The following is a 14,434-nucleotide window of genomic DNA, read 5'->3' as shown; positions in this document are numbered from 1 at the left end:
GGTAACAGTTATAACTGGCATAGAAGAGGAGACTCGCTATGCCCTGGACTGAGACGCGACCTATGCAACGCCTTGATTTCATCCGTGCCTGCCATGCAGGTACGGATTCTTTTTCTGCCCTCTGCCGTCTCTTCGGCATCAGTCGAAAAACCGGTTACAAATGGCTTCAGCGTTTTGACCCCTCTGACCTGTCATCTCTCTCTGACCGGTCGCGTGCTCCGCACTCCCACTCCCGGACAGTTCCTGATGATATCGCCGGGCAGCTTACGGCCCTGAGGCAAAAACACCCTGACTGGGGCCCCAAAAAACTGCGGATGTGGCTGCTCAATCATCACGTCGATTTTACCGTCCCCGCTGCCAGTACTATCGGCGATATCCTCAAGCGTGAAGGCCTGGTTCCGGATAAAAAGCGAAAACGCAGAACCCCGGGCAATCGCCAGCCCCTGACCATCATCAGTGAGAACAATCAGGTCTGGAGCGCTGATTTTAAAGGCAAGTTCAGGCTGCTGAGCCGGAAATACTGTCATCCCTTCACCCTCACCGACAATCACAGCCGGTATCTTCTGAGCTGCCGGGGAGCAGACCGGGAGAGCGAGCCCTTCGTCAGGCAGTGCCTGACGGATGCGTTCCTGGAGTACGGTCTGCCGGAAGTCCTGAGAACGGATAATGGTCAGCCTTTCGCAGGAACAGGTATCGCCGGGTTAAGTCGCCTTGCAGTCTGGCTGATAAAGCTGGGCATCAGACCGGAACGCATCAGAAAGGGGCATCCGGAAGAAAACGGCCGTCATGAGCGAATGCATCGTTCGCTGAAAAGTGCAGTAAAACAGGGCAACATATTTATGACGATGGAAGAACAACAGCGGTGGTTCAGTGGCTACCGGGAAGAGTTTAACTACGAAAGGCCGCATGAAGCCCTGGCGGGTGCAACGCCCGGAACGGTATGGCAACCCTCAGGCCGGCACTGGGATGGCAGGGTTCCTGAATATGCTTATCCGGAAGGAGGTACGGTCTACAGGGTGAAATCAAGGGGGACACTCTATATGGGGAAAAAGGGGACGGTGTTCCTGAGTGAAGCGCTGACTGATGAGTACATCATGCTGGAAGAACAAGATGATGGCCTGGAGGCCATCATCTTTAATGGAATAACGCTTGCGTACTACGACCGAAAAACCCAGAGTGTGCTCCGGATAGACTGAAAAGTGTTACCTATGTTCCCGGTCTGATCTGTTACCTATGTATCCGGTCATACACTGCGCTTACCGGGCCTACCCATCACGTAGGCCGGGTTAGGCGCAGCCGCCACCCGGCCCCCCAAACCGAGTAATAAAAAAGGCAGCCATTCGGCTGCCTTAGTCTCCCCAGATCACAGCTTAGTTGTTGCGGATGTACTCATCCATTTCGGTTTTCAGGTTATCGGATTTCGTTCCGAAGATTGCCTGAACACCAGAACCTGCAACAACGACGCCTGCTGCGCCCAGTTTTTTCAGACCCGGCTGGTCGACTTTCGCAACGTCGGCAACGCTCACACGCAGACGAGTGATACACGCGTCCAGGTTAGTGATGTTCTCTTTACCGCCGAAAGCAGCAACCAGAGCAGGTGCCATTTCGCTGGTCACACCGGCTTTGCTGTCTTCCGTTGCATCTTCACGACCCGGCGTTTTCAGGTCCAGTGCTTTGATCAGCACGCGGAAGACGGTGTAGTACACCACTGCGTAGCCCGCACCCACGATAGGGAACAGCCACAGCTTGCTGCTGTTACCGGACAGAACGATGAAGTCGATCAGGCCGTGAGAGAAGGACGTACCGTCACGCATACCCAGCAGGATACAGATTGGGAATGCCAGACCTGCCAGTACCGCGTGGATGATGTACAGGATCGGCGCAACGAACATGAAGGAGAACTCGATCGGCTCGGTGATACCGGTCAGGAACGAGGTCAGCGCTGCGGAGATCATGATACCGCCCACTTTTGCACGGTTCTCTGGTTTAGCAGAGTGCCAGATAGCAATTGCAGCGGCCGGCAGACCGTACATTTTGAACAGGAAGCCACCAGACAGTTTACCTGCCGTTGGGTCGCCCGCCATGTAGCGTGGGATGTCGCCGTGGAACACCTGACCTGCTGCGTTGGTGTATTCACCAATCTGCATCTGGAATGGAACGTTCCAGATGTGGTGCAGACCAAATGGTACCAGGCAGCGCTCAATGAAGCCGTAGATACCGAACGCCACAACCGGGTTCTGGTAAGCTGCCCACTGAGAGAAGGTCTGGATTGCCGTACCGATTGGTGGCCAGATGAAGGACAGGACCACACCGGTGAAAATCGCGGCCAGACCAGAAATGATCGGCACAAAACGTTTACCCGCGAAGAAGCCCAGATACTCAGGCAGCTTGATGCGATAGAAGCGGTTAAACATATACGCTGCAATCGCACCGGAGATGATACCACCGAGAACACCGGTGTCCGCCAGGTGCTTAGCGGCAATCTCTTCAGCAGGTAAATGCAGTACCAGCGGCGCAACCACAGCCATGGTTTTCACCATGATGCCGTAAGCAACAACGGACGCCAGGGCGGAAACACCGTCGTTATTGGTGAAGCCCAGAGCAACACCGATAGCGAAGATCAGCGGCATGTTAGCAAAAACAGAACCGCCTGCTTCGGCCATCACGTGGGAAACTACGGCTGGCAGCCAGCTGAAGTTTGCAGAACCGACACCCAGCAGGATACCTGCGATAGGCAGTACGGATACTGGCAGCATCAGCGATTTACCGACCTTTTGCAGGTTAGCAAATGCATTCTTAAACATAATTGAGAGTGCTCCTGAGTATTTGTGCTTTTTTTTACGTTTTCACGCATTGGCCCGGGGGGAGTACCGCGCCGTGGACAGGACATCTAAGCGCCCTTTATTTATTACACAGAGTAAAATAATTCCCTCTGAGTTTGTTTGACGGCTATCACGTTTCAGTTCAAGACGGCCAAAAAACTTGCAGATATTTACATAAAGCATGTCTGGATGTGTCTAAAAACGCCATCACCGCCCCGAATGAGGCGGTGAACTTTACTCGCTTTACTTATTAATTACGAGCCTAAAAATAACAGGTGTATCAGACAGATTGCAGGCGGGCGGGGTCAATATGGAACAGACTGGCGAAGTTTTCCGTTGTCACGCGAGCCAGTTCTTCAATACTGACACCTTTCAGAACGGCCATATACTCAGCGACATCCCGGGTCATCGCTGGCTGGTTCTCTTTGCCACGATGAGGCACCGGCGCCAGGTACGGGGAATCGGTTTCCACCAGAATACGATCCAGCGGAACATAGCGCGCCGCATCACGCAGTTGCTCAGCATTACGGAACGTGACAATCCCCGAGAACGAGATATAAAAGCCCAAATCAAGTAGCTTACCCGCCGTTTCTCTGTCTTCTGTGAAACAGTGTAGTACGCCACCGCAATCCGTCACCTTTTCTTCCCGCAGGATACCCAGCGTGTCGGCGCGCGCATCTCGGGTGTGAACGATAACCGGCTTATTCAGTTCCCGGCCAATGCGGATGTGGTTACGGAAGGATTCCTGCTGGCGAGGTTTCGTTTCCGGAGTGTAGAAATAGTCCAGGCCGGTCTCGCCCATCGCCACTACGCCCTCTTCTGCGGCAAGACGGCGTAAATCCTCAACGTCGTACGCTTCATCCTGATTCAGCGGATGCACGCCGCAGGAGAAGACGACATTATCGCGCTCGCCTACCAGTTCACGCATGGAGCGGTAACCCGGCAACGTGGTTGCCACGGCCAGGCAAAATTTCACATCGCGCGCGGCGGCTTTCGCCAGCACGTCGTCCACATTTTTATGCAGGGATTGATAATCCATGCCATCGAGATGGCAGTGTGAGTCGACTAAAAACATAATGTCTCTCTCAGAGGTGGGAAACCGGCGGTATGACGCCCGGTTGCAGGTAGTGTTCAATACGCAGTAACTGGTCGGTCAGTGAAAGCTCGCGATTGAGACCGGTTACCGTCAAAAGTTGTTCACGACTCTGGCAGATATCATGAAGGATAGCGTGCAGCGACTGCCCTGACAGGCGATTCGCCAGCGTGGTGACCAGCGCCCACACGTCAGGGTTAGTCAGAAGCGTAGCCCCCTGCTGAATTTTGAGCGCATCCAGCAGCAGCGCGGCCAGCCAGTGCAGCCGTTCCGGAGCCTGATCGCTGTTCAGCGCTGGCAGCACGCTCAGCCAGTCATGGCTGTCGAGGGCTGATTCAACCGCACGACACAGCGTCTCACGCTGGGACCACACTTCGGGCTGTAATAAGGCCAGCGCAGCCGCAGGCGCACCGCTGCACAGGCGCAACGCTGAGAGCGCCGCGTCTTGTGACACCGTCACTTCCCGCTCAAGCCAGGCGAGTGCCCAAGATTCCTGAGGGACAGCAAGGTGGTGAAGACGGCAGCGACTGCGCAGCGTCGCCAGCAAGCGTTCCGGCTCGCGGCAGGAGAGGAAAAACCAGGTGTTTTCTGGCGGCTCTTCCAGGGTTTTTAACAGCGCGTTGGCTGCGGCTTCCGTGAGCAGCGCGGCGTCTTTCAGCCACACCACTTTCGCCCCCCCCAGACGCGCATATTCGTACAGTTTCTCACTGACCTCACGCACCGCGTCAATACCGAGCGTATTTTTGCCCTTCTCAGGTTCGAGGGTGTAATAGTCAGGATGCGTGCCCGCCTGCATGAGCTGGCAACCCCGGCACTTACCGCAGCTTTTATGTCCTTCCGGCTGTTGGCACATCAGAAAGCGGGTTATGGCGTAAATCAACGCATCATCACCCATTCCCGGCAGCGCCTGGATCAGTAACGCATGATGCCCCCGACCAACCTGATAGCTGCCGATCAGCTGTTCAAAGTGTGGGCGCAACCATGGATACCATTTCATGCCTGCTGCTCCTGTAGCCACTGCGTAACGGTCTGCTGAATATCACATGTAACGTCTTCAAGGGATTGCGTCGCATCGATGGTACGAATGGTCTTGTCCTGCCCGGCCAGTTCCAGATAACGCGCACGGGTGCGGTTAAAGAAATCAAAAGACTCCTGTTCAATGCGGTCCAGTTCGCCGCGGGCACGGGCGCGCTTCAGGCCCACCTCAGGGGTCACGTCCAGATACAGCGTCAGGTCAGGACGGAAATCGCCCAGAACCGCGTCGCGAAGCGTAGCCAGCATGGTCTGATCGATACCCCGGCCACCGCCCTGATACGCCTGGGTTGAGAGATCGTGGCGATCGCCAATCACCCATTTACCTTCTGCCAGAGCGGGTTTGATCACCGTCTCCACCAGCTGAACGCGCGCCGCATAGAACATCAGCACTTCCGCTTTGTCGGTAATAACTTCATCGCCAACGGATTTGATATCCAGAACCAGGCTGCGCAGTTTTTCCGCCAGCTGCGTACCGCCCGGCTCGCGGGTGAAGACCATGTCGGCGACGCCAAGCGATTTCAGCGTATCCACCACCACGTTACGGGCGGTGGTTTTGCCCGCCCCTTCGAGTCCCTCAATGACAATGTATTTACTGCGCATTTTTTTCCTTAAGTGCCTTCAGATAGTCCTGAACGGAGCGATTGTGGCTGGCCAGGTTGGTATTGAACGTATGCCCCCCTTTTCCGTCAGCCACAAAATAGAGATACGGCGTTTTGGCCGGGTGCGCGGCGGCCTTCAATGATGCTTCACTCGGCGTCGCAATCGGTCCAGGCGGCAGGCCGCTAATCACGTAGGTATTATACGCCGTTGGCGTTTCCAGATCTTTTCTGGAAATCCTGCCGTTGTAGTTTTCGCCCATGCCGTAGATGACGGTAGGATCGGTTTGCAAACGCATGCCGATGCGCAGACGGTTAATAAACACCGAGGCAACCTGGTCACGTTCGGCAGCAACGGCCGTCTCTTTCTCGATGATCGAGGCCATCGTCATGAACTGGTTTTGATCTTTATAAGGCAGGCCCTCTGCTCGCCCTTTCCACGCAGCGTCTACCGCCGCGACCATTTTGTTGTGCGCTCGCTTCAGAATTGCCACATCCGTCGTGCCTGCCGTATACATCCACGTATCGGGCCAGAACCAGCCTTCCACCCACTCGGGATGTTCGAATTTTAAGGCGTCTGCCACGGTCTGGTAGCGGTCATCTTTCAGCGTATGCTTGATGTACGGCGCGTCACGCAGTTGCCTGAGATAATCGCTCAGACGCATACCTTCCACAAAACGCAATGGGAACTGGGCTTCTTTACCACTCTCCAGCAGTTGCAGCATCTCGCGCACGGTCATGCCAGGAGTGAAACGATAGGTACCGGCCTTGAAATGGGACAGGTCCGGCTGAATACGCAGCAGCCACTGGAATAAGCGTGGACGATTGATAATTTTGTCGTCATACAGCTGCTGACCAAGCGCCTGCCGCCCGGTCCCCGCTTTCAGGGTAAAAATCGTCTCGTCTTTAATCAGGATCTGACTTTCAGCCAGCTGACGAACTTTCCACACTCCCGCTCCGCCAGCGATTCCGAACGCAACGATAAGAAGGAGGACAAAGCGTAACATTTTCTTCATGACTACCTGGTTTGCTCACATAACGGGGCCAGAAACTGGAACAGCTCGCGGGATGACCAGCACTTGCGGTCATAAGCGCGAACGGGGACAACGGGCATCAGCGCATTGCAGATAACAACTTCTTCGGCAGCCAGCAGCGCCTCTTCCTTAGCGTTAACTTCGACAACGCGAAAGCCTGCGCGTGCCAGCTGTTGCAAACAAAACTGCCGCATAATGCCGTTGACTCCGGCCTGCTCCAGCGAAGGCGTGAATACGTCACTGCCCTTCCGCCAGAGTAAATTAGCCGCACAGCATTCCGTAATGTACCCTTCGCTGTCAAGAACCAGCGCCTCCCCGGCCTCCGTCTGCTCAAGATGAGTACGAATAAGCACCTGTTCAAGACGGTTAAGATGTTTTATGCCAGCGAGCATCGGGTTTCGCCCCAGACGTACCGGGCTAAGCGCCAGGACTACGCCCTCTTCACGCCAGTGCGCGTAATGGGAAGGATAATCTGAAACGGAAAGGATCCGCGCAGGATGCTGGCAGGCAGAACCGCTATAGCCCCGACCACCGCTGCCGCGGCTGATAATGACTTTCAGGACGCCGCTTGCTTTCTCTGATGCCAGCCGACGCATTTCACTTTCAAGAATGCCCCACTGCGAAAAGGGGATCAGTAATGCTTCGCAGGCTTTTTGTAAACGAAGGATATGGGCCCCGAGCAGGCACACGCCACCGTCGAGAATACGCGCGGTCGTGAAACAGCCATCGCCAAACTGGGTCGCCCTGTCGCTTGCCGGCAGCATTTCTTGCTCAAGGCCATTAATTAAAAACATAGTGGCTCCTTATGCATGGAGGCTCAGTCTGGCAGGATGTGGTTAGCCGGACAAGGGGATATCACCTAATAAAAAAGGCCCGGCAAGCGGACCTTTATTATCGTCAGCGACTAACCAGACTCAGACCTTTTTGAAGATCAGAGAACCGTTAGTCCCACCGAAGCCGAAGGAGTTACACAGGGTGTACTCCATACCGCTAACCTGGCGCGCTTCGTGGGGAACGAAGTCCAGATCACAACCTTCATCTGGATTATCCAGGTTGATGGTTGGCGGTACAGCCTGATCGCGCAGCGCGAGAATAGAGTAGATTGATTCTACTGCACCCGCCGCACCCAGGAGGTGACCGGTCATGGATTTCGTGGAGCTCACCAGTACACGGCTGGCAGATTCGCCGAAGATAGACTTAACCGCCTGCGCTTCTGCTTTATCGCCCGCAGGGGTAGATGTCCCGTGCGCGTTAACGTAGCCAATCTGTGCCGGCGTAATGCCCGCATCACGGATGGCATTTTCCATCGCCAGCGCAGCACCTGCGCCGTTCTCTGGAGGAGACGTCATGTGGTAAGCATCGCTGCTCATGCCAAAGCCAACAACTTCAGCATAAATTTTCGCGCCACGTTTTTTCGCGTGTTCGTACTCTTCCAGTACGATCATGCCTGCACCGTCACCCAGCACGAAACCATCACGGTCTTTATCCCACGGACGGCTCGCCGCCTGAGGATTATCGTTTCGGGTAGAGAGCGCTCGCGCTGCACCGAAGCCACCGACGCCCAGCGGGGTACTGGCTTTTTCAGCACCGCCCGCAACCATAGCATCTGCATCGCCGTACGCGATGATACGCGCGGCCTGGCCGATGTTATGCACGCCAGACGTACAGGCTGTCGCGATTGAGATGCTTGGGCCACGCAGGCCGAACATAATGGTCAGGTGACCTGCCACCATGTTTACAATCGTAGACGGAACGAAGAACGGGCTGATTTTACGCGGGCCGCCATTCACCAGAGATGTATGGTTTTCCTCGATCAGGCCAAGACCGCCAATCCCGGAGCCGATAGCAGCGCCGATACGGGTAGCGTTCTCTTCCGTAATCTCAAGGCCAGAATCCTGCATGGCCTGAACGCCAGCGACAATTCCATATTGAATGAAGGCATCCATCTTGCGCTGTTCTTTGCGCGAGATGATCTCTTCACAGTTAAAATCCTTTACTAAGCCAGCAAATTTCGTTGCATAGGCGCTAGTATCGAAATGGTCGATTAGGCTGATGCCGCTCTGACCGGCAAGGAGAGCTTTCCAGGTGGACTCTACGGTATTGCCGACAGGAGACAACATGCCAAGTCCGGTCACAACTACACGACGCTTAGACACGTTTGTCCTCCAGGGAGGGATAAAAAAAGAGATTCGTGGGACTACAAAAGATAAAACTCAGGCGGTCGAATGACCGCCTGGAGATGTTCACTTACGCCTGGTGACCGTTGATGTAATCAATGGCAGCCTGAACGGTGGTGATTTTCTCAGCTTCTTCGTCCGGAATCTCAGTATCAAACTCTTCTTCCAGAGCCATTACCAGCTCAACGGTGTCAAGAGAATCTGCGCCCAGGTCTTCAACAAAGGAAGCGGAGTTCACAACTTCTTCCTGCTTAACGCCCAGCTGTTCGCCGATAATTTTCTTAACGCGTTCTTCGATAGTGCTCATACTCTTAAATTTCCTATCAAAACTCGCTTTCGCGATGGTTTTCGTAGTGTATAAAATGTTGAAAAATTTGCAACTAAATCCCGGCAGGTCTTACCACGATTTTACGTTATTTTGAGGCCATTTGCCCAAATAACGCAAATATTTTCGATCGTGATTAAACCATGTACATCCCGCCGTTGACGTGGAGGGTTTCACCAGTGATGTAACCCGCTTCGTCAGAGGCTAAAAATGCAACCGCGCTGGCGATTTCTTTAGGGTCGCCAAGACGACCCGCTGGAACTGCCGCCAGCGTACCCGCACGCTGATCATCGGTCAGCGCACGCGTCATGTCCGTTTCAATAAAGCCCGGAGCAACAACGTTTACAGTAATTCCGCGGGACGCGACTTCGCGCGCCAGCGACTTACTGAAACCGATCAGACCTGCTTTCGCCGCAGCGTAGTTAGCCTGACCAGCATTTCCCATGGTACCAACCACAGAACCTACAGTGATAATACGTCCATGACGCTTTTTCATCATAGCGCGCATTACCGCTTTTGACAGACGGAATACCGATGACAGGTTGGTTTCGATAATATCGTTCCACTCATCATCTTTCATTCGCATCAACAGGTTGTCGCGAGTGATCCCGGCATTATTGACCAGAATATCCACTTCGCCAAACTCTGCGCGAATATTTTCCAGAACAGATTCGATAGATGCTGGTTCAGTCACATTCAGTACCAGACCTTTACCGTTCGCACCCAGATACTCGCTGATGGCCTGTGCGCCATTCTCGCTGGTCGCAGTCCCGATCACCGTCGCGCCGCGCGCAACCAGTGTTTCAGCAATAGCACGCCCGATACCGCGGCTTGCGCCGGTCACCAGGGCAATTTTTCCTTCAAAACTCATGGTATTCCTCTTTTATTGCGAGAGTGCCGCTTTCATTGCTTCCGGCTCGTTAATCGCCGAGGCAGTCAGGGTGTCTACAATACGTTTTGTCAGACCGGTAAGTACCTTACCTGGACCGACTTCATACAGATGTTCAACGCCCTGAGACGCCATAAATTCAACGGTTTTGGTCCACTGAACTGGGCTGTAGAGCTGGCGAACCAGCGCGTTACGGATAGCCTCCGGCGCGGTTTCGCACTTCACATCGACGTTATTCACAACGGAAATCGTCGGTGCGTTAAAGGTCATTTTTTCCAGCTCAACCGCCAGCTTATCGGCAGCGGGCTTCATCAGCGCACAATGAGACGGCACGCTCACCGGCAGCGGCAGTGCACGTTTTGCACCCGCAGCTTTACAGGCAGCGCCTGCACGCTCAACCGCTTCTTTATGACCCGCGATAACTACCTGGCCTGGCGAGTTAAAGTTTACCGGAGAAACGACCTGACCTTCAGCAGATTCTTCACAGGCTTTAGCAATAGAAGCATCATCCAGACCGATGATGGCAGACATGCCGCCCGTGCCTTCTGGCACCGCTTCCTGCATAAACTTACCACGCAATTCAACCAGACGGACCGCGTCAGCGAAGGCAATCACCCCTGCGCAGACCAGCGCAGAGTATTCACCCAGGCTATGACCCGCCATCAGCGCCGGCGTTTTGCCGCCCTGCTGCTGCCATACGCGCCACAATGCGACGGAGGCTGCCAGCAGTGCCGGTTGAGTCTGCCAGGTTTTGTTCAGCTCTTCAGCTGGGCCCTGCTGGGTCAGCGCCCACAGATCATAACCCAGCGCGTCAGAAGCTTCACGGAAAGTCTCTTCAATAACCGGATAGTTTGCTGCCATTTCAGACAACATCCCAACAGTTTGTGAGCCCTGTCCCGGGAACACAAAAGCAAATTGCGTCATTTTTTAATCCTTATCCTAGAAACGAACCAGCGCGGAACCCCAGGTGAACCCGCCACCAAAGGCTTCAAGCAAGACCAGTTGGCCCCGTTTAATTCGTCCATCGCGTACCGCTTCGTCAAATGCGCACGGTACCGATGCCGCAGAGGTGTTGCCGTGGCGATCAAGCGTCACCACAACGTTATCCATAGACATGCCCAACTTCTTCGCCGTCGCGCTGATAATACGCAGGTTAGCCTGATGCGGTACCAGCCAGTCGAGTGCGGCGCGATCCAGATTGTTCGCTTCCAGCGTCTCATCAACAATGTGAGCGAGTTCGGTCACGGCCACCTTGAACACTTCATTACCCGCCATTGTCAGGTAAATCGAACTGTCCGGATTAACGCGATCGGCGTTAGGCAGCGTTAACAGCTCGCCGTAGCGACCGTCAGCGTGCAGGTGCGTGGAGATAATGCCTGGTTCTTCGGACTGCCCCAGCAGTACCGCGCCCGCGCCATCGCCAAAAATAATGATTGTGCCGCGATCGGTTGGATCGCAGGTACGCGCCAGCACATCAGCACCGATCACCAGCGCATATTTTACGGCACCCGATTTAACATACTGATCGGCGATGCTCAGCGCATAGGTGAAACCCGCGCACGCCGCTGCAACATCAAATGCCGGGCAGCCTTTGATGCCGAGCATGTTCTGCACCTGGCACGCTGCGCTTGGGAAGGCATGCGTGGCAGATGTTGTCGCCACCACAATAAGCCCGATCTGTTCTTTATCAATGCCAGCCATCTCAAGCGCTCGCTGAGCGGCTTCGTAGCCCATGGTGGACACAGTTTCGTCTGGCGCGGCGATACGACGTTCACGGATACCTGTGCGCGTGACAATCCACTCGTCAGACGTATCTACCATTTTTTCAAGATCGGCGTTGGTACGCACTTGTTTTGGCAGGTAGCTGCCGGTACCTAAAATCTTCGTATACATGTACGCTCAGTCACTTTTAGCTAATACAGATCCCAGGCGAGCGGCAATCCTCTGAGGGACTTGTCGCTGCACCGCCTGCACTGCCTGTTCAATCGCGACGGTAAATGCTCGCTGATTGGCGGCGCCATGACTCTTAATCACGATGCCGCGCAATCCTAACAGACAGGCGCCATTATACTGGTCGGGGTTGAGGTGACTGAATCGCCGCGTCAGGCTTTTTTGTAACCAACGCTTTAATAAAATCAGCCACCAGGACCTTTTTTTACCTTCTCCCTGCGATTTCAGCAGAGAAAGGAACATTCGTACGACCCCTTCCATGGTCTTCAACGTCACGTTTCCGGTGAAGCCATCACACACTAATACATCCGTTTTGCCCGTCAGCAACTCATTGGCTTCGAGATAACCAATATAGTTGATGGAGGGAACCTGTTTGAGTATTTCCGCAGCGTCGCGGATACTGTCCAGGCCTTTGGTCTCTTCTTCACCAATATTCAATAACGCAACGCGGGGATTGGTAATCCCGACCACGTCTTCTGCCAGCACCGACCCCATCACGGCAAACTGAGCCAGCATTGTACTATCACAATCTACGTTAGCGCCCAGATCGAGCACCACCGTTTTGCCCTTCTGCTGATGCGGTAACACCGTCACCAGCGCCGGACGCTCAATGCCCTCAATCGGCTTGAGCAATAATTTCGACAGTCCCATCAGCGCGCCAGTATTTCCCGCGCTGACGCAAGCCTGCGCTCGCCCTTCTTTCACCAGCTCCAGCGCCATGCGCATAGAGCTGCCGCGGCTATTACGAATAGCCTGCGATGGCCGGGCATCACTGGCAATAACTGACTGCGCAGGAATAATCTGCAGACGCGAACGTTGTTCAAAGTCAGCTTTTGCAAGTAATGGCGTGATTGTGTCGGGATTACCGACTAAAAGAAGTGTGAGTTGCGAATTAGAATTCAGTGCCTGCAATGCTGCAGGCACTGTCACGGTAGGGCCAAAATCTCCCCCCATGACATCTAACGCCAGGGTTAGACGTGTCAAGGTATCGTCGCAGCCTGGTTCGGTAAACTCCCCGTTTTCACGGGGAAGTTCCTCACTAAGCCTAATCACGCTGACGCGTGATTACTTAGTGATAACCTTGCGGCCGCGGTAGAAACCGTCAGCGGTGATGTGGTGACGCAGGTGTTTCTCACCAGAAGTCTTGTCTACAGACAGGCTGGTAACTGCGGTCAGCGCGTCATGGGAACGACGCATGCCACGTTTGGAACGGGTTGGTTTATTCTGTTGTACGGCCATGGACCTTACTCCTCAATTACTTACGCTTTAAGCTGGCTAATACGGCAAATGGATTTGGTTTTTGCGCTTCATCAGGCAGTTCCCCAAAGACCATGTCCGCCTCGGACACTTCACAGTGTTCAGAATCATGCACCGGAACGACTGGCAGGGAGAGGATGACTTCATCTTCAACCAGCGCCAGAAGATCGATTTCACCGAATTCGTTAACCTCAATCGGTTCATACGCTTCCGGGAGTGCTTCAGCCTGTTCGTCAGAACGAACCGGACTGAAACAATACGTTGTGTGAACATGCTGTACAAACGGTTTCCCGCAGCGCTGACATTCGAGCGTTACCGTCACCTTTGCATCACCGGTTAAAACGGCGAGGCGCTGGTTGTCGATAGCGAACGACATGGAGCACTCTACATCACTGTCCACACTGACTACAGATTCGGCAATACGCTCAGCCTGATCGGAAGAATAGATTCCTTCGTAATCGAGGCGTTTTTGAGCCGTACGAACCGGATCAAGAGTCAGGGGTAATTTTACCTTTTGCATAGGGCGCGCATATTAACTTTGTAACGTCATAGAGTCAAAGAAAAAGGCAACCAGAGCTGCCTTTTGCCAATTATTCGCACACATTGCGGCCTGTAGTTTAAAATGGCTGGCATCGATACGCTATATCTGGTGATAAAAATATGCCAAATCTCGTCCTTGCTTCCACTTCACCTTATCGCCGAATGCTGCTGGAAAAGCTCGGGATCCCGTTTGAATGCGCCGCGCCGGAGGTGGATGAAACGCCACAGCCGGGCGAGTCACCGCGTCATCTGGTGACCCGTCTCGCGAAAGAGAAAGCACAGTCGCTGGCCGTACGTTACCCCGCTCATCTGATTATAGGCTCCGATCAGGTTTGTGTGCTGGACGGCGAAATCACCGGTAAACCGCATACGGAAGAAAACGCCTGCCAGCAGCTTTTGCGTGCGCGAGGCAGTATCGTGACCTTTTATACCGGCCTGGCGCTTTATAATTCGGCCTCCGGTCATCTGCAAACCGAGTGTGAGCCATTTGATGTGCACTTCCGTCATCTCAGCGAGGAGGAGATTATGGATTACGTGCGTCGGGAACGTCCTCTGAACTGCGCAGGGAGTTTCAAAAGTGAAGGGCTGGGAATTGCACTGTTCGACAAGCTGGACGGGCGGGATCCCAACACGCTGGTGGGGTTGCCGCTGATTGCGCTGTGCCAGATGTTAAGGCGAGAAGAGTGTAATCCGCTGACGATGTGATTTTTGCCCAG

The 14,434-nt window shown here is 54.2% G+C and carries 16 protein-coding genes; 2 read left to right on the top strand and 14 right to left on the bottom strand.

Annotation, left to right across the window (positions count from 1 at the left end; all coding sequences use genetic code 11):
* Positions 1-38: 38 nt before the first annotated feature.
* The gene (locus tag ACQG1K_RS08590) at positions 39-1,196 is read left to right on the top strand and encodes a DDE-type integrase/transposase/recombinase (protein WP_023305267.1); all 1,158 of its coding nucleotides are present in this window, start codon (positions 39-41) and stop codon (positions 1,194-1,196) included.
* Between the two features lie 174 nt (positions 1,197-1,370).
* Here ACQG1K_RS08590 and ptsG read toward each other — a convergent pair whose 3' ends face one another.
* From ptsG to yceD, 14 genes are all read right to left on the bottom strand, one after another.
* Positions 1,371-2,804 (bottom strand): PTS glucose transporter subunit IIBC, encoded by a 1,434-nt coding sequence (gene ptsG, locus ACQG1K_RS08585; protein WP_006809245.1) that lies wholly within the window; start codon positions 2,802-2,804, stop codon positions 1,371-1,373.
* A gap of 298 nt (positions 2,805-3,102) precedes the next feature.
* The gene (locus ACQG1K_RS08580; protein WP_367076496.1) at positions 3,103-3,897 is read right to left on the bottom strand and encodes a metal-dependent hydrolase; all 795 of its coding nucleotides are present in this window, start codon (positions 3,895-3,897) and stop codon (positions 3,103-3,105) included.
* A gap of 10 nt (positions 3,898-3,907) precedes the next feature.
* Positions 3,908-4,912: a DNA polymerase III subunit delta' gene (holB, locus tag ACQG1K_RS08575; protein WP_367076498.1), complete on the bottom strand. Its 1,005-nt coding sequence runs from the start codon at positions 4,910-4,912 to the stop codon at positions 3,908-3,910.
* The gene (gene tmk / locus ACQG1K_RS08570) at positions 4,909-5,550 is read right to left on the bottom strand and encodes a dTMP kinase (protein ID WP_045622620.1); all 642 of its coding nucleotides are present in this window, start codon (positions 5,548-5,550) and stop codon (positions 4,909-4,911) included. The genes holB and tmk overlap by 4 nt, the downstream gene beginning before the upstream one ends.
* Positions 5,540-6,562 carry a cell division protein YceG gene (gene yceG / locus ACQG1K_RS08565; protein ID WP_367076500.1) on the bottom strand — a complete coding sequence of 341 codons (1,023 nt, stop codon included), beginning with the start codon at positions 6,560-6,562 and terminating at the stop codon, positions 5,540-5,542. Before yceG ends, tmk begins: the two co-directional genes overlap by 11 nt.
* A 2-nt stretch (positions 6,563-6,564) precedes the next feature.
* Positions 6,565-7,374 (bottom strand): aminodeoxychorismate lyase, encoded by an 810-nt coding sequence (gene pabC / locus ACQG1K_RS08560; RefSeq protein WP_193132080.1) that lies wholly within the window; start codon positions 7,372-7,374, stop codon positions 6,565-6,567.
* A 120-nt stretch (positions 7,375-7,494) separates the two neighbouring features.
* On the bottom strand, positions 7,495-8,736 hold the full coding sequence (gene fabF, locus ACQG1K_RS08555) for a beta-ketoacyl-ACP synthase II (protein WP_022647740.1): 1,242 nt from the start codon (positions 8,734-8,736) through the stop codon (positions 7,495-7,497).
* A gap of 91 nt (positions 8,737-8,827) precedes the next feature.
* Positions 8,828-9,064 carry an acyl carrier protein gene (gene acpP, locus ACQG1K_RS08550; RefSeq protein ID WP_003857954.1) on the bottom strand — a complete coding sequence of 79 codons (237 nt, stop codon included), beginning with the start codon at positions 9,062-9,064 and terminating at the stop codon, positions 8,828-8,830.
* A 154-nt stretch (positions 9,065-9,218) separates the two neighbouring features.
* Positions 9,219-9,953, bottom strand: a complete 735-nt coding sequence (gene fabG, locus ACQG1K_RS08545; RefSeq protein ID WP_022647739.1) for a 3-oxoacyl-ACP reductase FabG — start codon at positions 9,951-9,953, stop codon at positions 9,219-9,221.
* A gap of 12 nt (positions 9,954-9,965) precedes the next feature.
* On the bottom strand, positions 9,966-10,895 hold the full coding sequence (fabD, locus tag ACQG1K_RS08540; RefSeq protein ID WP_022647738.1) for an ACP S-malonyltransferase: 930 nt from the start codon (positions 10,893-10,895) through the stop codon (positions 9,966-9,968).
* Between the two features lie 15 nt (positions 10,896-10,910).
* Positions 10,911-11,864, bottom strand: coding sequence for a beta-ketoacyl-ACP synthase III (locus ACQG1K_RS08535; RefSeq protein ID WP_003857960.1), 954 nt, complete (start codon positions 11,862-11,864; stop codon positions 10,911-10,913).
* Between the two features lie 6 nt (positions 11,865-11,870).
* Positions 11,871-12,905, bottom strand: coding sequence for a phosphate acyltransferase PlsX (plsX, locus tag ACQG1K_RS08530; protein WP_152811225.1), 1,035 nt, complete (start codon positions 12,903-12,905; stop codon positions 11,871-11,873).
* A gap of 81 nt (positions 12,906-12,986) precedes the next feature.
* Positions 12,987-13,160 carry a 50S ribosomal protein L32 gene (gene rpmF, locus ACQG1K_RS08525; protein ID WP_003857964.1) on the bottom strand — a complete coding sequence of 58 codons (174 nt, stop codon included), beginning with the start codon at positions 13,158-13,160 and terminating at the stop codon, positions 12,987-12,989.
* Between the two features lie 16 nt (positions 13,161-13,176).
* Positions 13,177-13,698, bottom strand: coding sequence for a 23S rRNA accumulation protein YceD (gene yceD / locus ACQG1K_RS08520; RefSeq protein WP_003857966.1), 522 nt, complete (start codon positions 13,696-13,698; stop codon positions 13,177-13,179).
* Positions 13,699-13,838: 140 nt separating this feature from the next.
* Here yceD and ACQG1K_RS08515 point away from each other — a divergent pair, with 140 nt between their 5' ends.
* The gene (locus ACQG1K_RS08515; protein ID WP_032622147.1) at positions 13,839-14,423 is read left to right on the top strand and encodes a Maf family protein; all 585 of its coding nucleotides are present in this window, start codon (positions 13,839-13,841) and stop codon (positions 14,421-14,423) included.
* Positions 14,424-14,434 lie beyond the last annotated feature (11 nt).

This window comes from Enterobacter cloacae complex sp. 402C9 (genome assembly GCF_050030745.1).
Classification (GTDB): Bacteria; Pseudomonadota; Gammaproteobacteria; order Enterobacterales; family Enterobacteriaceae; genus Enterobacter; species Enterobacter intestinihominis.
This window is presented reverse-complemented; position numbering and strand designations above follow the sequence as displayed.

Bases quoted from the DNA above. Each gene is read 5' to 3' on its own strand.
- ACQG1K_RS08590 (WP_023305267.1), top strand. From the start codon at position 39: ATGCCCTGGACTGAGACGCGACCTATGCAACGCCTTGATTTCATCCGT.
- ptsG (WP_006809245.1), bottom strand. From the start codon at position 2,804: ATGTTTAAGAATGCATTTGCTAACCTGCAAAAGGTCGGTAAATCGCTG.
- ACQG1K_RS08580 (WP_367076496.1), bottom strand. From the start codon at position 3,897: ATGTTTTTAGTCGACTCACACTGCCATCTCGATGGCATGGATTATCAA.
- holB (WP_367076498.1), bottom strand. From the start codon at position 4,912: ATGAAATGGTATCCATGGTTGCGCCCACACTTTGAACAGCTGATCGGC.
- tmk (WP_045622620.1), bottom strand. From the start codon at position 5,550: ATGCGCAGTAAATACATTGTCATTGAGGGACTCGAAGGGGCGGGCAAA.
- yceG (WP_367076500.1), bottom strand. From the start codon at position 6,562: ATGAAGAAAATGTTACGCTTTGTCCTCCTTCTTATCGTTGCGTTCGGA.
- pabC (WP_193132080.1), bottom strand. From the start codon at position 7,374: ATGTTTTTAATTAATGGCCTTGAGCAAGAAATGCTGCCGGCAAGCGAC.
- acpP (WP_003857954.1), bottom strand. From the start codon at position 9,064: ATGAGCACTATCGAAGAACGCGTTAAGAAAATTATCGGCGAACAGCTG.
- fabG (WP_022647739.1), bottom strand. From the start codon at position 9,953: ATGAGTTTTGAAGGAAAAATTGCCCTGGTGACCGGCGCAAGCCGCGGT.
- fabD (WP_022647738.1), bottom strand. From the start codon at position 10,895: ATGACGCAATTTGCTTTTGTGTTCCCGGGACAGGGCTCACAAACTGTT.
- ACQG1K_RS08535 (WP_003857960.1), bottom strand. From the start codon at position 11,864: ATGTATACGAAGATTTTAGGTACCGGCAGCTACCTGCCAAAACAAGTG.
- rpmF (WP_003857964.1), bottom strand. From the start codon at position 13,160: ATGGCCGTACAACAGAATAAACCAACCCGTTCCAAACGTGGCATGCGT.
- yceD (WP_003857966.1), bottom strand. From the start codon at position 13,698: ATGCAAAAGGTAAAATTACCCCTGACTCTTGATCCGGTTCGTACGGCT.
- ACQG1K_RS08515 (WP_032622147.1), top strand. From the start codon at position 13,839: ATGCCAAATCTCGTCCTTGCTTCCACTTCACCTTATCGCCGAATGCTG.